We start from the raw sequence: 20,530 nt of genomic DNA on the forward strand, positions 1-20,530 counted from the left end.
TAGATATTCTGTTGTAGCATCCGATTGCGTAATTTTTATTGTGAAAAAAGCAGCAATACCAACGATAAGTGCAAGGATTACAATTAAAAAAATTAATCTTTTCCTCTTTCTCCTTTTGTTCCTCATATATCTCATGAAAAATGACCCCTCTAATATATATAGTGAAATTTAATATTATTATACATGAAATGGTACTTTTTTCTAGGAGTCTATGGAAGTGGATTGAGGGCTTTGGTAAGTGGTTGGTAATTTGTCTTTTTATCTGTCATTATATTTAAATTCATCTAGATCATAAGACACCAATTGTTTCCCACATCCTAAATCACCCACCCTACACCAAACTAACAAAAATCCCCCATCAATCCCAAAAATCTCATTAAGTATATGCAAGCGATGCCAGGTGCAATATTTATCAAGAATTTCCTCAGAAAAAATACAAACGACCCCCCATAAAACGACAAAATCTCTTTAAAACTTTTGAAAAAGGCATACCTCAAACTAATTTGTTATGTTATAATTCGATACTGTAGTTAACTGATTATAAAAATAAAAGTAAATCATAGAATGATAGCAAATCTTGGAGGTAAAGACATGGAAGAAACAATTTCCTTAAAGGAAATATTCGAGGTATTAAAGAAACGAATATTAATGATCCTTTCTATTACATTAGGTGCAGCAATAGTAGCAGCTGTGGTTAGTTACTTTCTATTAACCCCAACCTATGAGTCTAGTTCACAATTTATTGTTAATCAGAAACAAGAGGATCCTGCTACACAATATAATGCGGGTGATATCCAAACAAACGTACAATTAATTAATACCTACAACATTATTATTAAAAGTCCGGCAATCTTAGATGAGGTAGTAGAAGATTTAAAACTACCATACACGTCTGAGGAACTTGGGGATAAAATCAACGTGACAAGTGCAGATAACTCCCAAGTCGTTACTGTTACAGTAACCGATGAAGATCCTGCAGTAGCAGTAGATATTGCAAACGCTACAGTGGAAATATTTCAGAAAAACATTCCAGAAATCATGAATGTGGATAACGTAAGTATTTTAACGAAAGCTGAGGTCGCTGAAGATCCTACACCTGTTGCACCAAATCCAATTCTTAATATAGCAATTGCGATAGTTCTAGGGATTATGGTTGGTGTTGGTCTAGCATTGTTACTTGAATACTTAGACAGCACAGTGACAACAGAAGAAGATATAGAGAAGAAAATTGGACTGCCTGTTATTGGGGTTATTTCTCAGGTAAGTGATAAAGACATAACAGAAGGAAAAGCGGGTTTCCAACAACAATCAAGAAAGGGTGGTTTTGATGGCGCGCAGAAAACCGTCTAAAATTAATAATAAAATGAGACAGTTGATAACGAAAATTAATCCGAAATCACCTATCTCTGAACAATACCGTACCATAAGGACTAATATACAATTTGCATCAGTTGACAATGAAATCCAATCACTCCTTGTGACGTCTTCTGGACCAAGTGAAGGGAAATCTACAACAACAGCAAATTTGGCAGTTGTCTACGCAGAAGCGGGAAAAAGAGTTTTACTCGTCGATGCTGATTTAAGAAAACCAACAGTACATTATACATTCCGATTAGATAATTTAACGGGATTAAGTAATGTGCTAGTAGGGGAAAACACATTAGATGAAGCGGAAAATCGTACAGATATTGAAAACTTGTATGTCATTTCATGTGGTCCGATACCTCCAAATCCTTCTGAATTACTTGCATCAAGAAAAATGGAGCAATTTATTAGTGAGGCAACTCAAAGCTATGATTTGGTAATATTTGATACTCCACCGGTATTAGCTGTCACTGATGCGCAAATTTTAGCTAATATAGTTGATGGTTCGATTTTAGTTGTTCGTAGCAAGCATACTGAATTAGAATCAGCGACAAAAGCGAAGGATGTTTTAGAACCTGCGAGGGCGAAACTGTTAGGTTCTGTATTAAATGGACGTGAGAAACAAGGTTCGAATTATTACTATTATTACGGTACGAATTAATAGATATAACTCCTTGCACCAATAAAATGTAAGGAGTTTTTCTTTAGGGCTTTTGTAGGTATTAACGTCATCTTTCTGTAAAATATGTAAAAGTTCATAGAGTCGCATCGGAATCTGTTAAAATATGTTGTATGTAAATAGAAAATTATAGGCTTGGAGAGGATGGAAGATAATGATTGATATTCATTCACACATACTTCCCGGGATTGATGACGGTGCACAAACAGAAGTAGATAGTCTAGAAATGGCGAGAGAGGCTGTTAGACATGGTATTACTTCTATCATTGCTACTCCTCATCACAGGAATGGGAAATATGATAATGAACGATCAAATATAATGAGGAATGTTGCAACATTAAATGATTTGCTTGTTCAAGAGAATATTCCATTAACTGTTCTACCAGGTCAGGAAACTAGAATAAATGGAGACATGATTGATGATCTAGAAAATGGTGAACTCTTAACTTTAAATGAATCGAAATATATTTTTGTAGAGTTTCCATCTGGTCATGTCCCGCGTTATGCATCACAAATGTTTTTTGATCTTCAAGTAGCGGGATGTAAGCCGATTATTGTCCATCCAGAGAGAAACAGAGAATTAATGGAACATCCTTCCAAGTTGTATGAATTTGTCAAGAATGGTGTATTAACTCAAGTGACAGCAGCAAGTGTTGTTGGTAAGTTTGGGAAAAATATTAGAGACTTCTCTCATCAGTTGATAGAAGCGAATTTAACGCACTTCGTTGCATCTGATGCTCATAATACGACCACACGTGGATTTTGCATGGATGAAGCGTTTAGTGAGATAAAGAATGAATATGGTAGTGACTACAATTTTATGTTCATAGAGAATAGCCAGTTGATGATTGATAACCAAAATGTAAATTTCATTGAACCTTCACAAGTTAAGAAAAAGCGGAAAAAGTTTCTTGGTCTATTTTAATAAAAATGTACATAGGTACGTTAAAAAGTATGGAAAAGAAAGGGCGGCTGTAGATGTCTTATAGGAAAAGATTATGTCTACTAATCTTACTAGACTCAATCATTGTAAGTACAGCAATATTTTTAGCCTCATGGATCGTATACCCGACAACAAATGTATTAAGCGTGGGACCAATTGTTATTAGCGCCATTGCACTATTAATCTTTCATCATATTTTTGCATTTATTTATAAGCTTTATAACAAGGTATGGGCCTATGCAAGTGTTGGAGAATTAGTAGCCATTGTTAAGGCCATTACATTTTCAATTCTTGCTACAGCTGTAGTTCAGTTTTTTGTTAATGATTTTAACATTTATCGTCGTGCATTAATCGTTACATGGTTGCTTCATATCATCCTAATTGGTGGATCTCGTTTTGTATGGCGTGTAGTAAGAGACAGTTATATAAAGAATACAAACGATCAGAAACGTACATTAATTGTTGGTGCAGGGTCAGCTGGGGCAATGATAGCTCGTCAATTGAAAAATGAACATGGAAATGTAGAATTATGTCCAGTTGCATTCGTTGATGATGACGAAAATAAACAAAAAATGCAATTATATGATCTTCCAGTTGAAGGAATGGTGAAAGATATTTCAACAGTTGTTAATAGGTTGAATATTGAACATATCGTTATTGCCATACCATCATTAACGAATGGAGAATTAAATGAAATTGTTGCTGAATGTAATAAGACGAGTGCCCAAGTGAAAATGATTCCAAAAATTGAGGATTTAATGACAGGAAAAGTCAATGTGTCTCATTTGAAAAATGTCGAAGTGGAAGATTTACTTGGACGTGAGCCAGTTAAATTGGATATAAATGCAATATCAGAGTATGTAACTGGAAGTACGGTGATGGTTACTGGTGCTGGTGGTTCAATCGGGTCTGAAATTTGTCGCCAATTAATGCAATTCACACCTGAGAAAATTCTATTAGTTGGTCATGGAGAGTTTAGTATTTATTCCATAGATATGGAATTAAAAAATAAATATAAAAATAGTGGAATAGAAATCGTTCCAGTTATTGGGGATGTACAAGACCGGGAGCGAATCTATGAAATTGTCGAACAACACCAACCAAGAATTATCTACCATGCTGCTGCACATAAGCATGTACCATTAATGGAGTATAATCCACATGAAGCAGTGAAAAACAATGTCATCGGTACGAAAAATGTCGCAGATGCTGCAGATACGTTCGGTGTTCAAACATTTGTTATGGTTTCAACCGATAAAGCAGTAAATCCAACAAATGTTATGGGTGCAACGAAACGTCTGGCAGAAATGGTTGTCCAAGATAGGGCGAAACGCAGTAAGACAAAATTTGTTGCTGTAAGATTTGGAAATGTATTAGGAAGCCGTGGTAGTGTTATTCCGTTATTTAAAAAGCAAATTGAAAATGGTGGACCCGTTACAGTTACACATCCAGACATGACACGATATTTTATGACCATTCCAGAAGCATCGCGACTTGTAATCCAAGCAGGGACTCTTGCAAAAGGTGGGGAAATCTTTGTCCTTGATATGGGTGAACCTGTGAAAATTGTAGATTTGGCAAGAAATTTGATTAAATTATCTGGTTATAGTGAGGAAGAAATTCCAATTGAATTCGCTGGTATACGGCCTGGTGAGAAGATGTATGAGGAAATTCTAAACGAAGATGAAATTCTACCTGGTGAGGTTTATGAGAAAATATATGTTGGTAGGACTGTAGCAGTTGAGTCAGAATTGATTATGTCATTGATAGATAGATTAGATAAGTATGACCGGATTGAGTTGAAAGAAGAGCTTATGAAAATTGTCTATAAGGAAAGGGAATTGCTAACTAGTTAAGACGATGTAGCTAACTTAATAACTAGTTAAGACTTATAAATAGAAAGGTAGTCTTATTAATGGGAGATCGTATTTTTCTTTCCTCACCTCATATGAGTGATGAGGGATATGAACAAGAATATGTTAAAAAGGCATTTGATACAAATTGGATTGCGCCACTAGGAGAAAATGTGAATCAATTTGAAAAGGAGCTAGCAGCTATGGTTGGATCCGATGATGCTGCTGCCCTTTCGTCAGGAACTGCTGCTATACATCTAGCTTTAAAAGCTGCTGGAGTTGAAAAAGGGGATATTGTTTTTTGTCCCACACTTACATTTTCGGCGACAGCAAATCCAATTATCTATCAAAATGCAGTACCAGTTTTTATTGATAGTGACTATGAAACTTGGAACATGGATCCAAATGCACTAGAAGAGGCATTTGAAAAGTATCCAGAAGTAAAAGCAGTGATTGTTGTTCACCTATATGGTTTATCTGCTGACATGGATAGAATAATAGAGTTATGTAAAAAACATAATGTAGTTCTTATAGAAGACGCAGCTGAATCATTAGGTACTTATTACAAAGGAAGACATACTGGAACATTTGGTGACTATGGTATTTTTTCATTTAATGGAAATAAGATCATCACTACATCAGGTGGTGGAATGCTTGTATCAGATAACGTGGAAAGAATTGAGAAAGTACGTTTTTGGGCTACTCAATCCAGGGATCAAGCAAGACATTATCAACATAGTGAACTAGGATATAACTATCGTATGAGTAATATAGTTGCTGGAATCGGTAGAGGACAACTTAAAGTTTTGGATCGGAGAGTTGAAAAGAAAAGATATATCTTTGAATTTTATAAAAGAGAGTTAGAGGCATTAAATGGTATCGAGTTAATGCCAAGTAACGAATGGAATAAGCCTAACTTTTGGTTAAGTTCTATTATTTTAACAGGTAAGGTTAGACCGATTGATATTATGATAGCTCTTGAAAAAGAAAATATTGAATCCAGACCAATTTGGAAACCAATGCATAAGCAACCGTTCTTTGAAAAATATGAATTTGTTGGTGAAGGTGTTTCTGAGAAATTGTTTGAGAATGGGGTTTGTTTACCGTCGGATACAAAAATGACCGATAAGGATTTGAGTAGAGTTGTTAATATTATTAAAAAGCTGTGGTGATGGAAATGAGTAAAGTTAGGGAAAGAATATATGGAAGATACATGAAAAGAGCAATGGATTTAATCCTTTCTTTAATTGCTATTATAGTTCTTAGTCCAGTATTTTTAATAATTGCAATCTTTATTAGAACTAAACTAGGTAGCCCAGTTCTTTTTAAACAAGAGAGACCCGGACTAAATGAAAAGATTTTTATGATGTATAAGTTTAGAACGATGACAGATGAGAGGGATGAGAATGGAAAACTTTTATCAGACAATGTTAGGTTAACAAGGTTTGGTAAGTTATTACGTTCTACTTCACTTGATGAATTACCTGAGTTGTTCAATATTGTGAAAGGTGATATGTCAATAATTGGTCCTAGACCCTTACTAATTCAGTATCTTCCTTTATATAATGACCACCAAAAACGACGTCATGAAGTTAGACCTGGATTATCTGGTTTAGCCCAAATAAGTGGTAGAAATGCGATTAGTTGGGAAGATAAATTTGATCTTGATGTTGAGTATATAGATAATATGAGTTTTATAAATGATTGGAAGATTATTTTGATAACAATTAAAAAAGTATTTGTTCGAGAAGGGATTAATTCTGAAACAGCTGCCACAATGGACCCTTTCAAGGGAACTGTAGAGGAAAGATAAATAATGAGTAATAAACTATTAATAATTGGTGCAAGTGGGCATGGAAAAGTAATTGCTGATATTGCTTTGAAAATGGATAAATGGCAAGAAATTGCCTTTTTAGATGATGATCAAAATTTAAATACAATTATGGGATTAGAGGTTATTGGTGTTTCAGATATGGCTTACAAAGTAATTAATAAGTACGACATATTTGTTGGTATTGGAAATAATACTATTAGAAAAAAGATTCTTGAAAAATTGGAGTCTTTGGGTGCAAATATACCAATATTGATTCATCCATCAGCTGTAGTTGGAGAAAAAGTATCATTTGGAGTAGGTACTGTTGTTATGGCTGGATCAGTGATAAACTGTTGTACTAGTATTGGTAAAGGTTGTGTTATCAACACTGGATCTACAATAGATCATGATAACAAGATTGGTGATTTTATACATATATCACCAGGAGCGCATTTAGCAGGAACAGTGACCGTTGGACAAGGTACCTGGTTAGGAATTAGTAGCGTAATTAGTAATAATATTAGCATAGCTAGCAACTGTCAAATTGGTGCTGGTGCAGTTGTTGTTAAAGATATAACTGAATCAGGAATTTATATTGGAGTTCCAGCTAGGAGAATTAAATAATGAGAATACTGGTATTAGCTAATTTTGGTATGGGTCTATATAACTTTAGGAAAGAGTTGTTAGAAGAATTAATTCGAAATGATAATGATGTTTATATATCATTTCCTCATGATGAATATGTACCAAAGTTGGAAAGTTTAGGGTGCAAGTTTATTAATATCAAGTTAGATAGACGTGGAACCAACCCTTTTTCAGATTTAAAGGTTGTATTTAATTATATGCGGATGATAAAGCGAATTAAGCCAGATATAGTTTTAACATATACAATAAAACCTAATGTGTATGGTGGAATAGCTTGTATTTTAACGAACCATCCGTATATTTCCAATATCACAGGACTAGGAACAGCAGTTGAAAATAAAGGATTAATACAAAACATTACATTAACACTTTATAAAACGGGGTTAAGAAAAGCATCTTGTGTCTTTTTTCAAAATAAAACCAATAGGGAGTTTTTCATTAAGAAAAACATTGTTAAAAATAATAGTAGATTAATTCCCGGTTCAGGAGTTAATTTAGTTCAACATAAATTTGAAGAATACCCAGCCAAAACTGATAAGAAAATAAGGTTCCTTTTTATAGGACGTATTATGAAAGCAAAAGGAATTGAAGAATTGTTAGAAGCAGCAAAAGTAGTAAAAGAAGAATATCCAAATACTGAATTTAATCTTATTGGCGGCATGGAGGAAGATTATAGCCAGATAATCAATGTGTTAGAAAAACAAGGTATTGTTAAATATCATGGCCAACAGGATGATGTGCAGTCCTTTATAAAAAAATCGCATGGAACGATACTTCCGTCGTACCATGAAGGATTGGCCAATGTGCTTCTAGAATCTGCTTCAGCTGGGCGACCAGTTATGACTTCTAGAATTCCTGGGTGTTTAGAAACCTTTGATGAAAATATTAGTGGTATAGGATTTGAAGTTAGAGATACACAGAGTTTAAAAGAGGCGATAATAAAGTTTATTAATCTCCCATATGATCAGAAGAAAAAGATGGGAATTGCCGGACGTAAAAAAATGGAAAGAGAATTTAATAGAAGAAGTGTAGTTCAAGCTTATATAGATGAAATAAAAACAGCTGTATATAAGGAGAATTGATATGAATTTATACGAGAAAATACTTAATAAAAAGGAAAAAATATCTTTAATTGGACTTGGATATGTAGGTATGCCTATTGCTGTTGCATTTGCTAAAAAAGTGGATGTAATTGGTTTTGATGTAAATAAAGAGAAAATAGGACTTTACATGAATGGTATTGATCCAACAAAAGAAGTAGGAAATGAAGTAATTAAAAATACAACAATCGATTTTACATCAAATGATTTAAGACTTAAAGAATCCAAGTTTCATATTGTTGCGGTTCCCACACCAGTAAGAGATGATCATACCCCCGATCTAAAACCAATAAAATCAGCTAGCCGTACATTAGGTAAAAATTTAACAAAGGGTTCAATCGTTGTATATGAATCTACTGTATATCCGGGCGTTACTGAAGATGTATGTGTTCCAATTTTAGAAGAAGAATCAGGATTGAAATGTGGAGTCGACTTTAAAGTGGGGTATTCTCCTGAAAGAATTAATCCCGGTGATAAAGTTCATAGATTAGAAACGATCGTTAAAGTTGTCTCTGGCCAAGATGAAGAAACTTTAGATATTGTTGCAAAAGTTTATGAATTAGTAGTAGATGCCGGAGTTTATAAAGCTGAAAGTATTAAAGTAGCAGAAGCTGCGAAGGTTATTGAAAATTCACAACGTGATATTAATATTGCATTTATGAACGAGCTATCTATCATTTTTAACAAATTAGGCATTGATACAAAAGCAGTTCTTGAAGCAGCAGGAACAAAGTGGAACTTCCTTAATTTCTCTCCAGGCCTTGTTGGTGGACACTGTATTGGAGTAGATCCATATTATCTAACATATAAAGCAGAGCAAGTGGGTTATCATTCACAAATTATTCTTTCAGGAAGAACAATTAATGACGATATGGGTAAATATGTTGCTGAAAGTACAGTTAAGAAAATGATTAAGGCAAATAAACAAATAAATGGATCAAAAGTGGCTATTTTCGGTGTTACATTTAAAGAAAATACTCCTGATGTACGAAATACAAAAGTGGTAGATGTAATTCAAGAACTAAAGGAGTACGGAGTAGACGTTAAGGTGGTAGATCCAGTTGCTGATAAGGAAGATTTACGGAATGAATATAATATAAAATCATGTAATATCGATGAAATAAAAGGTGTAGATGCAGTTATCTTTGCTGTTCCACATGATGAATTTAAATCTATTCAACTTGAAGATATTAAGAAGATGTTCGAACCGATGGAAGACATTAATACTGAAGCTTTGAGAGAGGTAGCTGTTACATCTGAATTTGGTACTTTAACTGATCGAGATGATTGTGTACTTATCGACATCAAAGGTATGTTTAACCGTAATGATGCAAAGAATGCTGGTTTTTCCTATTGGAGGTTATAATATTGGGATACGAAAATATAAAGTTTCCCGCGGGGAGTAAATTCTTAGTTACAGGCTCAGCGGGATTTATTGGATCTAATTTAGTAGAAGCTATTTTAAAACTAGGATATAAGGTTAGAGGACTAGATAACCTTTCAACAGGTAAAAAAGAAAATGTTGAAGAGTTTTTAGATAATCCAAATTATGAATTTTTAGAAGGGGATATACGTGATTTAGAAACATGTATGAAAGCATGTGAGGGAATTGATTTTGTTCTTAATCAAGCTGCTTGGGGTAGTGTACCAAGAAGTATTGAAATGCCCTTGTTCTATGAAAAAGTCAATATAAATGGTACTTTAAATATGATGGAGGCAGCGAGACAAAACGGTGTGAAAAAGTTCGTTTATGCTTCTAGTTCATCTGTTTATGGAGATGAACCTAATCTACCAAAAAAAGAAGGAATCGAAGGAAATTTACTATCACCATATGCATTAACTAAGAGAGTAAATGAAGAGTACGGGAAACTTTATACTATGCATTACGGGTTGGATACGTATGGGCTACGTTATTTCAATGTTTTTGGTAGGAGGCAAAACCCAGAAGGGGCATATGCTGCGGTAATCCCTAAGTTTATAAAGCAGTTATTAAAGGGTGAAAGTCCAACTATAAACGGAGATGGAAAACAAAGTAGAGATTTTACTTATATTGAAAACGTTATTGAAGCCAATTTAAAGGCCTGTAAGGCGTCTCATGAGGTTGCTGGACATGCTTTTAATATTGCCTATGGTGGAAGAGAATACTTAATTGATATTTACAATCACCTATGTGACGCGCTAGGAAAAGATATTAAACCGATTTTTGGCCCAAAACGTACAGGGGATATTAAACATAGTAATGCCGATATAAGCAAGGCAAAAGAAATGATAGGTTATGATCCAGCTTTTAATTTTGCTGACGGTTTATCGGAAGCAATAAGTTGGTATAAAAAGAATTTGAGTATTAAATAATCTTATAAATAAAATTTGAACAGGATAACTTTCCTAAGATTCAGTAAAGAACAATTTCAAAAGGTCTAAGTATTTTTTAGAATAAAGGATAGAACAGATGATTTCAGGTCCCTTAATAATAAATGGATGTTATATTTCTAAATATTATTAATTGATTTATAACCCAACATATCTCTTCTCGAAAAAGGATGTTGAAAGTGAAAAAAAAGCATATATGTTTTGTAACGAAATATTATGGTTCAACAAAGAATGGCCCTGGAACTTTTGCAGATAATTACATTAAGAGCGTAATGAAAAGTAATAAATATAATCTTACTGTTATATCTGGGGAATTAACGGAAAGTAGGTATGGAGAGAATATATATAACTATACAGCTGCAGATAATAATTTTATAGGTGGAATAAAGATTAGGAAATTAATAAATTATATTAATAAAAATGAAAAAATTGATGTAGTATATTTCAATTGTTATAAGAATGCAATTGCCTCTACCTCCTTGAATATACCTTATTTTACCAATGTGAATGACTTTAGCAATTTTATTGGTAAAAGAAAATTTGTATGGAAATATCTAAGTAATAGGGTGTTTAAAAATGCCAAGATGGTTTTTGTCAACTCTGAATACACTAAAGAACATATTCCTCAAAAAAAGAGTTATATAAGCGATAAATTTAAAGTAACTGGAAAGGGAATAAACCTAGATAATTTTAAGTTTAAATTTAATGAAATTAATAATCATATAAATATATTATTTGTCGGAAGTAATTATGTCTTGAAAGGATTAGAAGATCTTATTAGGGGAGTCCATGTTCTTAAAAGTAGAGTAGATTTTACTATTCATGTGAATATTGTTGGAGATCCGATGACTAACATCGATAAATACCAAAACTTGATAAAAGAGTTTGGGCTTGATACTAATATATTATTTTGTGGGGTTAAAAGTAAGGAAGAAATAGTAGAATATCATAATAATTCCCACTTTTTCGTTCTACCATCACATAAAGAAGCATTTGGTGTTAGTATTTTAGAAAGTTTAGCTTCAGGCACTCCGGTAATTGCAACCAATGCTGGTGGGATTCCCTCGATTATTGAAGACGGTGTTTCTGGATTATTAATAGAAGTAGGAGATTTTAACTCAATCGCTAATCATATGGTTAATTTAATAAATGATGATAAATTAAGATATGATATAGCCATTAATGGATTAGAACGAGTTAAAAGATTTGATTTTAAAGAAATATATAATGACATTATGTCTGATATTAATTCTATTATCTAGTAATAACTTAAAGAATACAAAGGGAGAAAAAAATTGAAAGTATTAAACGTTATAAATGGATTAGGGGCTGGAGGTGCTGAAAAGCTATTAATTGATTTGCTACCTCTATTGAATAAACATGAAGAAATTGAAGTGGAATTACTACTACTAACTGATAAAAATTCTGTATATAAAGATCATATTATCGGTAAAGGAATACATGTAAATGTATGTGAATCAAATAAACTGTATTCAATAAAGAATCTAGCTTATATTCGGTCTTTGATTTTAAATGGAAAATATGATATAGTCCATGCCCATTTATTTCCAACTAATTATTATATATCATTAATTAGTAAAACAATTTTTAATAAAAATGTCCATTTTATTTTTACTGAGCATAGTACTCATAATAGACGTAGAAATAAATTTATAATGAGATATATTGAAAAATATATTTACTCTAGCTTTAGTAAAATATTATCTATTAGTAAAGAAACAGAGAAAAACCTTATAGAATGGCTTCGACCAACAAGAAAACTCAATAAGTTTACTGTTGTTGAAAATGGTATTGATTTAAAAAAATATTATACATCGAGTAGAATACCTAAAACCACTTTTTCTAAACATATTAATAAAAATGACAAATTAATATGTATGGTGGGTAGATTTTCCCATCAAAAAGATCAAAGCACTCTTATTAGAGCAATGAAATTATTAGATGATGACGTTCATTTATTGTTGATTGGTGAAGGTGAATATAAAGATAATAATATAAAGTTGACTCAAGAATTAGATTTAAGTAAAAGAGTACATTTTTTAGGATTTAGAAAAGATGTTCCTAATATACTTCAATCAGTAGACATTAATGTGTTATCATCAGTTTGGGAAGGTTTTGGTTTAGCTGCTTTAGAAGGAATGGCTACAAAAAAGCCAGTAATAGCAACTGATGTAGAGGGATTGAGGGGGATTATCGATAGGGAGGACTTACTATTTAAAGTCGGAGATTCTGTATATTTAGCAGAAATAATAAAAAGATTGCTAAACGACGCTGAATACTATAATCAAGTATGTGAGTACTTATTTGAAAGATCGAGAAACTTCGATATTAATAAAACCGCTGATAAAATTAAATCTATTTATCTAAGGTGTCACTAAAGGGAATAAATATTTCTAAAATATATAAATAACTTCGCTATATATTGATGTGTAAGTTATTCAAGCATTATAAGTATAATTGGGGCGAAGTAACTATGAAGATTAACTTTAAAAAGGTGTTTAAAAATAAATTTATACGTAATATTATAATTGTTGCTAGTGGTACTGCTATCGCACAAATAATAGCATTTATTTTAACCCCTGTTATTACACGTATTTATGGACCAGATGCTTTTGGGGGATTAGGTACTTTTCAGGCAATTATTAATATCTTAGGACCTATTGCTGCACTTACTTATCCAATCGCTATTGTTTTACCAACTGAAAATTATAAGGCAAAGGATATAATGAAATTATCCTTGATAATTTGTCTGGGTATTGGAGTTCTTTCTGGTTTAGTATTAATGTTTGCATTTGATTTTATTGTAGAGTTATTTAATCTTCAGTTTATAGCTCCATTTTTGTATTTAATACCATTAATAGTTATTTTTTCAGGTGGTGTTCAAATTATTGAACAATGGTTAATCCGAACCAAACAATTTCGAGTTACAGCGAAAACAGCTGTTTCTCAGTCAATACTAGTAAACAGTTCCAAAGTTGGGGTTGGATTAATATATCCTTTTACCGTATCTTTAATTTTATTACAAACATTAGGAATAGCCTTAAGAGGAGTCCTAATGATAATTTCATCAGATCGGTCAATATTTAAGAAGGAAAATTTAAAAGGAACGACAAATTTGATAAAGACTGCTAGAGATTATAGAGATTTTCCTATGTATCGTTCACCTCAGGTCTTTTTTAATTCAGTTTCACAAGGTCTTCCAACAATTCTTCTCGCTAGTTTTTTTGGACCTGCATCAGCAGGTTTTTACTCATTAGGTACTCTTGCTATGGGTACTCCAGTTCAACTGGTTGGTAAAGCGGTACAAGATGTGTTCTATCCGAGAATTTCTGAAGCTGCTAATAGAAAAGAAAATATTAGAAAGATAATTATTAAATCACTTTTAGGTTTAATATTAATTGGAATTATTCCATTTGGAACTATTATTGTCTTCGGACCAGAAATATTTACTCTTATATTTGGCAAGCAATGGACAGAAGCTGGTGTCTATACTCAATGGATTGCACTAATGTCTTTTTTTATGTTAATTACAAGGCCTATTATTGTTTCTATTCCAGTATTGCAAATTCAAAAGCAGTTCTTGTTTTATGAAGTTGCCGGAACTATAGCAAAAGTGGTAGCACTGGTAATAGGATTCTTTTATTTTAATAGTGATATATTTGCGGTTGCATTGTATTCTATAACTGGTACAACTTTATATATAATTTTAACTTATTATACTTTATCGGTTGCTAAAAGATATAATTAAGCTTTTGTTAATCGAATAATTACTCCTATTATCTTCAAAGGTCGTGATTTTTTGAAGTTTTTATATATTTCATTAATGTTTTTATTATTTCTGTCTGGTTCATATGGAATGGCGGGTAATATGTTTTTCAGTTATGGTGTGTACGCTGTTTTAATTGGTATGATAATCATGACTTTCTTTATGAAAGAAGTAAAACTCGAATATAATAAGAGTTTAATAGTTCTCGTCATTTTATATGCTTTAATAGCAATTTTATCAGCTCTTTTTAACTCACAGATAATTTTACTTTTAAATGGGTTAGTATTTCTAGTAATGTTTGTATCAACTTCGGTCGTTTCCTATTCGTATTTTAATAATTCAATAGGAAAGATTGTCATATATACTTTTTTATTATCACAGATTCCAGTAATATTAATACCTTTATTAAGTGGTGTAGAAACATTTCCTTACAGTGGTATATTTGAAAATCCTAACGCTTTTGGGATAGCAGCAGCAACACTTTTCGCTGTCATTCTCTCTATCTTGTTTTCGAATATTGAAGAGACTGTGTTTTTTAAAAAGAAGCCTTCTAAAATTAAAATGATTGCATTTATTTTTATAACAACTCTTAGTTTTTTATTAGTCATCATTTCTTCAAGTAGAACAAGTTTTTTAGCGGGTGTAGTTTCTATAATGGTCGGGTTATTTTGTGTGTTTCTTCTCTCAATCAAATATAAACGAACCATAAATCTAATAATTAAAACGGTAGTAAGTTTACCGATTCTGTATTTCTTGTATTTAATAATTAATAAATTCATTCCTATACAGATGTATTTACAAGAAAACACACTAAGTAAATTTGCGAAAAAAAGCAGTAACTCTTTAGACGGTAGAGGATATGTATGGGAGAAGACAATAAGTGAAGCTAGTATTTTTGGTCATGGAGAAGGTTATTTTGACGGAAGTATTGATTTAGGAGCACATAACACTTTCATATATATTTTGGGTGTTTACGGATGGTTAGCAACGATTGTTTTTACCTTATTTATTTTTATTTCAATGTATTATTGTATTAAATTTATATTTTCAAATAATAATTATAAATATCTACCAATATTAATGATGACGACTTTTCTTGTGTTGTCAATAGGAGAAAATATGTTTAACAGGATAACTATGATGATGGTATTTATACTAATTGGTTTAGTTGCTAACAATAGTAAGGTAGTTGTAACAAGCTAGGGAAAATATAGCTTAAATGGGATAAACGGACCATGTGATAAATCCGGCTACCATAACACATTAACTTTATCATGTGCAAATCGTTTACATTCTTTTTTTAGATGAAAACTGATATTATTTCTGCCCTCTATCTTGTGCTTTTTAGTAAACGGTTTATAGTAGCATAAGAGACTTGATTATTTTGTATCTCTCCACGTCTAATCAGTTGTTTATAGAACACGCTGGCATGGCATGTGGAGAGATTCTTTTCTTATCTCTAAGATTCGGTCTTTATCATCTGATGATAACCTTCTAGCACCTCCTCGATCAGAACGTCTTTTAAGCTTTAATGCATTAAACCCATTTCTTTGGTAATGCAGAAGCCATTCTTGTATCGTCTTAGCTGCAACCTTTCGTTCTCCGTAATGTGGTATGGAATGAATTTTTCCTTCCAATTCTTTGAAATAATCCTTTGCTTTCACTTGCCCATTTAAAAGAAGGGCGATCAATCCATAACGAAATAAAGCAATTTCTTCCCGTGTTTTTTCATTCATAAACTTTTCCTCCTTTTTATAGAAGGACAACAGTTATCCATTGTCTTTATCCTACTTTTTTCGCTAATAGTTTCATAGGCAAGATTTATGTGGGATGAATATTATTTTTTTCATCGGTAAATATGGTAGAATTAATCTGCCCATAAAATTAGATGATAAATGACCCCAGCTCCTTCGAAAGAAGGAGGTAGATTCGCCAAGATCTTGGATCATTTTCATATATTTTTGGGCTTCTTTTTTTATATCCTGTGTGAAGCTCGATTTGTAATCTAAATTCGTAAAAAAGCTATGTATCCAATGAATCCTTTCACAAAAACGTTTCACATGTTGGGCCAGTTGCTAACGACTTCCTTTTACTTTTTCCCCCTTTAATGCACTATTCAACCGCCCCGCCATCGTATCCAATGTGTGTTGGAAATAAGGGATTAGAAAAACCGGTAAAATAGAGATATTAACTTTACAAGTCAAACACCTTAAACGACATATTGGAATGTGTATAATTCCCTGTCGCCATTTATACCATATCGCCAATAATAGCCATTTCTATGCAAGTACCCTTGAGTGATGCATTGGCAGTTGGGACAACGGTCAAACACTGGAAAGTTATTCTTTTTTCCTCTCGCTTCGTATTCTTCTATTTCTATTACAAAGTTGTGTAAAATGATCATAAAAAAGACTCCTTTTACAGTATGAAAAAAAACATATTATTTCAAAAAAGTACAGTAGGCATACCGGAGAAATTTGAAAAAATCCTTTATTTTGGAGTAAACAAAGTGATGCTTTACACTAGTTACTCTTTAAAATCATATTATTAAACGTCAATCTTTTTGGAAATTCAGCCTATCTCAAGCGTTTCGACGTAATTTTTTTAATAGATAGCATTGGTACATTCTGGTGTCATAAGATCTTTATATTTTTAGAATAGGTTCGATATATATAAGAGAAAATTTTTGACTTTTTGTACGAATAACGAGTGTGAAATATCTCTTGAACCAGTCATTTCCAGTCATTTTTTTAAGTACTAATTAGTTCAATATGATTGAGGATATTTTCAACAATAAACTATATTGTTTTTTTATCGATAGAGTTGTTAACACCAAATTTTATAGACACTGATTGATTGATTGATCTGCATAGTTTTATTAGACATTTTTATCCATAAGGATTCATTTTAGGTTATAGCTCTAATATTTTTTGATATTTGGATAACGAAAGAAATTCCCTTTTCCTGCTATTACGAATATTGCTCCATCTACAGTTATGATAAAATAGGAATTGAAAAATTTAATAGATATGAAGGAGGAAAGCATGAATAAAAAAAAACACTGGAGTACATTGGTTATTTTAAGTTTAGTACTTTTATGTATTATATTAATTATTAATAACACACGTCAAAATGAGGATAATTCTGTTCCAATAATTAAGGCGGACAATCAGGTGAATGTTAATAAATTCAATGCTATTGTTAATGATGACATTGATGATACTGAATCAATACAAGCCGCAATTAATTCATTAATTCCAACGGGAGGAACCGTATACTTTCCAAAAGGTGAATACTTAGTAGATGCCGTCCAGTCGGTTGCTTTAAGAGGAAACACAACATTGTTTTTTGAAGAGGGAGCAATATTAAAAGTTAAGCCTAACGATAAAGGAAGTCATGCAGTCTTTGAGATACATAATGTAGACAATGTTAAAATTAAAGGTAATCTTAAAATAATAGGCGAGAGGGGGGAACATATTGGGGATACAGGAGAGTGGGGCTTCGGCTTAAGTATTCGAGGATCTAAAAATGTTTATGTAGAAAATGTTGAAATCGATGATATGTGGGGAGATGCTATATATATAGGCAGCACCAATAGACAAAATTATAGTGAAAATATTGTAATAGTTAATCCGATTTTAAATAATAATCGCAGGCAGGGCATTTCAGTAGTTTCAGCCATAAATCTTACCATTTTAAATCCTGTAATCACTAATACTCAAGGTACTCCCCCCGCGGCAGGAATAGATTTAGAACCGAATAATGAAACTGAAAAATTGAAGGATATTAGTATCATCAATATGAAGTCTATTAATAATATAGGGCAAGGTATTCTTATACATTTAAAGTATTTAGCGAATAGTAAAGATCATGTAAATATCATGATTAATAACATCGGTGGAATAGAAGATGGAGTCAAAGTAAATAAGCCCCAAAACTTGAAGGGTATAATTAAAATAGGAAACGAATATAAACTAAACAGTTTTTAATATAGATTTGAATATAAAGCACAAGGCTAATGGGTCAGCGTATAGTGGCAAATATGTCAAGTGTTTTTGTCAATATCAAATTGAGCCACTTTTAGATATTTAATCTAGCTAACAGGTAAAAGGAATTGGTGTTATGGCTTCTTGGCCCGTAGGGCCAAGAAGCCATAACACCTCGCGCGCTCAGGAGCTATCCCTCACTATTCTCCCGTTGCTTCATGCTCTGTCTAAATCGATAGGATTCTCCATTAAGTAACTGAATATGTGACCTATGGGTAAGACAATCAAGTAATGCAGTAGTCATCTTTTCATCTCCGAATAGATTGGTCCATTCTGCAAATTCAAAGTTTGTTGTTATAATAACGCTTGCGCGTTCATATCTACTTGAAAAAAATTGAAACAAAAGCTCTGCACCTGTTTTTGAAAAAGGAACATAACCTAGTTCATCTACAATGATCACATCAAATTTGAGCCACTTCTTTTCAAATGTACCAAGCTTATGTTCTGCATTAGCCATTAAGAGTTCTTCTACTAATTCAGAAGCAGTAATAAATTTCGTTTTATAACCAATTTGAACCATTTCAATTCCTAATGAAATAGCCAGATGGGTTTTACCCGTACCACTGTTTCCAAGTAATATAATATTTTCTTTCTTATCTACGAAATCTCCTTTAGCTAGGGTAATAAATCGGTTTCTATTTAAACTGGGCATTAGACTGAAATCATAAGTATCTAATGTTTTTGAACGGGAAAGGTATCTTGTTTTAATCTCCTCTGCCTTTGATTTTCTTCCCTTGTTTGAGACTCTGATTCAAGTAGTGCCAATAAATACTCTTCATAGCTAAGATTTCGCTCTTCTGCTTCTCTTGCGAGAGAGCGATATAGTCTTCCTATTGTGGGTAGTCTTAATTGCTTTGTTATATGATCCAGTACCAATTCAGTATTCAATCCATCTGACCTCCTGTAAGTTGTTCATATCGCTCTACATTTGACTTTTGAATTTTATAGTCAAGTAGATTTGTTGGCGTTTGTTCCTGCGTAAGACCCTGTATTTTAGTGTCAATATTCTCAATACCTTCAATGAATTTATGTACTACTTCATATCGACAGTTTGTGTTTTCTCAGCCTCTAGTAAAGCATGAGTTAACTTTTCTATCCCAAGTTCTTGGTGAAGAAGAAGGGGTCTAATAAATTTTTGATCCCAATTGCTCCCTCTTGTTCCCTCATCTTCTGATGAAAACGCCTAAACACTTCAGGAATATCGGGTGAATGAAAAGCATGTGCATCTCGAATTGCTCGTGGTTTTCTAATAAGTGCCTCGAGATAATGATCAAGAATTGTAAACATTTGATACCGTTCATAGTAACGAGGATGTTTAGCGATTACTTGATCCACAAAAATTTTTTGCCCATGCAGCTTGACCAACATAGTCGCAAGGAACTGAATATTTATTTGTTTCAACAGTAATTAAAGACGTTTTATTAACTTGACATGATACAAGTTTACAAGCTTCAAACCTTTTCTCTGGAAGTGGGTGAAAATATTCTTTTTCCCACATTTGTGGAACGGTTTCTTTTGTATATGGAACTGTTTTTTGTTCAGCCTCTTTTAAACACCAATCTAAAAGATGACTATTTAATTCATCCCGCCTTTACGGGCTGTGAGACCTCCATTTCCACGGTTAGAGTTAAACCAAAAACTACTAAGGAACAATGACCATTAGAGTTCTGAAAAGTTCAACTAGTATTTTTAATATTTTGACGGAAGAAATAAATCCTCCACTAAATGAGTTTCAACTTATAAAGTTTCAAATGAACAAGTAAATATTAGCCTTTATAAATAGGAGAGGGAATTAGAATTGAAGTGCACAGAGATAGCTATATCGTCACTAAATACCCATCCATACACTCCAACGTCCGCTCCATCTGCTTTTTCAATACATAAGGAGATACACCTAGATGAAGGCTTTCACCACTTTTAAAAAGAATG

General features: G+C 32.6%; 20 protein-coding genes. 15 read left to right on the top strand and 5 right to left on the bottom strand.

Features of this window, described 5'->3' with window-relative positions; genetic code table 11:
• The first annotated feature begins 591 nt into the window (after positions 1–591).
• From ACPYKA_RS07690 to ACPYKA_RS07755, 14 genes are all read left to right on the top strand, one after another.
• Positions 592–1,350, top strand: coding sequence for a YveK family protein (locus ACPYKA_RS07690; protein WP_379588575.1), 759 nt, complete (start codon positions 592–594; stop codon positions 1,348–1,350).
• Complete coding sequence (locus ACPYKA_RS07695; protein ID WP_379588574.1) at positions 1,328–2,026, top strand: CpsD/CapB family tyrosine-protein kinase; 699 nt, start codon at positions 1,328–1,330, stop codon at positions 2,024–2,026. The genes ACPYKA_RS07690 and ACPYKA_RS07695 overlap by 23 nt, the downstream gene beginning before the upstream one ends.
• A gap of 172 nt (positions 2,027–2,198) precedes the next feature.
• Complete coding sequence (locus tag ACPYKA_RS07700; protein WP_379588573.1) at positions 2,199–2,969, top strand: tyrosine-protein phosphatase; 771 nt, start codon at positions 2,199–2,201, stop codon at positions 2,967–2,969.
• Between the two features lie 53 nt (positions 2,970–3,022).
• Positions 3,023–4,843 carry a polysaccharide biosynthesis protein gene (locus ACPYKA_RS07705; protein ID WP_379588572.1) on the top strand — a complete coding sequence of 607 codons (1,821 nt, stop codon included), beginning with the start codon at positions 3,023–3,025 and terminating at the stop codon, positions 4,841–4,843.
• 59 nt (positions 4,844–4,902) lie between these two features.
• Positions 4,903–6,012 (top strand): DegT/DnrJ/EryC1/StrS family aminotransferase, encoded by a 1,110-nt coding sequence (locus ACPYKA_RS07710; RefSeq protein WP_379588571.1) that lies wholly within the window; start codon positions 4,903–4,905, stop codon positions 6,010–6,012.
• On the top strand, positions 6,012–6,653 hold the full coding sequence (locus tag ACPYKA_RS07715) for a sugar transferase (RefSeq protein ID WP_379588570.1): 642 nt from the start codon (positions 6,012–6,014) through the stop codon (positions 6,651–6,653). The genes ACPYKA_RS07710 and ACPYKA_RS07715 overlap by 1 nt, the downstream gene beginning before the upstream one ends.
• Positions 6,654–6,656: 3 nt before the next feature.
• A complete protein-coding gene (locus ACPYKA_RS07720; RefSeq protein ID WP_379588569.1) occupies positions 6,657–7,277 on the top strand; it encodes an acetyltransferase in 621 nt (206 codons plus the stop codon).
• Complete coding sequence (locus tag ACPYKA_RS07725; RefSeq protein ID WP_379588567.1) at positions 7,277–8,380, top strand: glycosyltransferase family 4 protein; 1,104 nt, start codon at positions 7,277–7,279, stop codon at positions 8,378–8,380. Before ACPYKA_RS07720 ends, ACPYKA_RS07725 begins: the two co-directional genes overlap by 1 nt.
• A gap of 1 nt (position 8,381) precedes the next feature.
• Positions 8,382–9,764: a nucleotide sugar dehydrogenase gene (locus ACPYKA_RS07730; protein ID WP_379588565.1), complete on the top strand. Its 1,383-nt coding sequence runs from the start codon at positions 8,382–8,384 to the stop codon at positions 9,762–9,764.
• A gap of 2 nt (positions 9,765–9,766) precedes the next feature.
• A complete protein-coding gene (locus ACPYKA_RS07735; protein ID WP_379588564.1) occupies positions 9,767–10,750 on the top strand; it encodes an SDR family oxidoreductase in 984 nt (327 codons plus the stop codon).
• Positions 10,751–10,947: 197 nt separating this feature from the next.
• Entirely contained in the window at positions 10,948–12,030 is a 1,083-nt protein-coding gene (locus tag ACPYKA_RS07740) for a glycosyltransferase family 4 protein (protein WP_379588563.1), read from the top strand.
• A 33-nt stretch (positions 12,031–12,063) separates the two neighbouring features.
• Positions 12,064–13,167 (top strand): glycosyltransferase, encoded by a 1,104-nt coding sequence (locus ACPYKA_RS07745; RefSeq protein ID WP_379588561.1) that lies wholly within the window; start codon positions 12,064–12,066, stop codon positions 13,165–13,167.
• A gap of 95 nt (positions 13,168–13,262) precedes the next feature.
• Positions 13,263–14,537 carry an oligosaccharide flippase family protein gene (locus tag ACPYKA_RS07750; protein WP_379588558.1) on the top strand — a complete coding sequence of 425 codons (1,275 nt, stop codon included), beginning with the start codon at positions 13,263–13,265 and terminating at the stop codon, positions 14,535–14,537.
• Positions 14,538–14,588: 51 nt separating this feature from the next.
• Positions 14,589–15,758 (top strand): O-antigen ligase family protein, encoded by a 1,170-nt coding sequence (locus tag ACPYKA_RS07755; protein WP_479541766.1) that lies wholly within the window; start codon positions 14,589–14,591, stop codon positions 15,756–15,758.
• A gap of 209 nt (positions 15,759–15,967) precedes the next feature.
• Here the strand turns inward: ACPYKA_RS07755 and ACPYKA_RS07760 are convergent, their stop codons facing one another.
• A complete protein-coding gene (locus ACPYKA_RS07760; protein ID WP_379588556.1) occupies positions 15,968–16,291 on the bottom strand; it encodes a helix-turn-helix domain-containing protein in 324 nt (107 codons plus the stop codon).
• 1,308 nt (positions 16,292–17,599) lie between these two features.
• Between ACPYKA_RS07760 and ACPYKA_RS07765 the strand changes: the two genes are divergently transcribed.
• The gene (locus ACPYKA_RS07765) at positions 17,600–18,544 is read left to right on the top strand and encodes a glycosyl hydrolase family 28-related protein (RefSeq protein WP_379588553.1); all 945 of its coding nucleotides are present in this window, start codon (positions 17,600–17,602) and stop codon (positions 18,542–18,544) included.
• Between the two features lie 187 nt (positions 18,545–18,731).
• On the opposite strand, the gene istB is transcribed toward ACPYKA_RS07765, so the two are convergent.
• From istB to ACPYKA_RS07785, 4 genes are all read right to left on the bottom strand, one after another.
• A complete protein-coding gene (istB, locus tag ACPYKA_RS07770; RefSeq protein WP_479541769.1) occupies positions 18,732–19,352 on the bottom strand; it encodes an IS21-like element helper ATPase IstB in 621 nt (206 codons plus the stop codon).
• Positions 19,274–19,489, bottom strand: a complete 216-nt coding sequence (locus tag ACPYKA_RS07775; protein ID WP_479541767.1) for a hypothetical protein — start codon at positions 19,487–19,489, stop codon at positions 19,274–19,276. The genes istB and ACPYKA_RS07775 overlap by 79 nt, the downstream gene beginning before the upstream one ends.
• A 204-nt stretch (positions 19,490–19,693) precedes the next feature.
• Positions 19,694–19,936, bottom strand: coding sequence for a hypothetical protein (locus ACPYKA_RS07780; protein WP_479541768.1), 243 nt, complete (start codon positions 19,934–19,936; stop codon positions 19,694–19,696).
• Positions 19,917–20,099, bottom strand: coding sequence for a Mu transposase domain-containing protein (locus ACPYKA_RS07785; RefSeq protein ID WP_379588551.1), 183 nt, complete (start codon positions 20,097–20,099; stop codon positions 19,917–19,919). The genes ACPYKA_RS07780 and ACPYKA_RS07785 overlap by 20 nt, the downstream gene beginning before the upstream one ends.
• Positions 20,100–20,530: the final 431 nt, after the last annotated feature.

Origin of the sequence: Pseudogracilibacillus amylolyticus (SeqCode), from assembly GCF_051918545.1 — a bacterium.
Taxonomy (GTDB): domain Bacteria; phylum Bacillota; class Bacilli; order Bacillales; family Amphibacillaceae; genus Pseudogracilibacillus.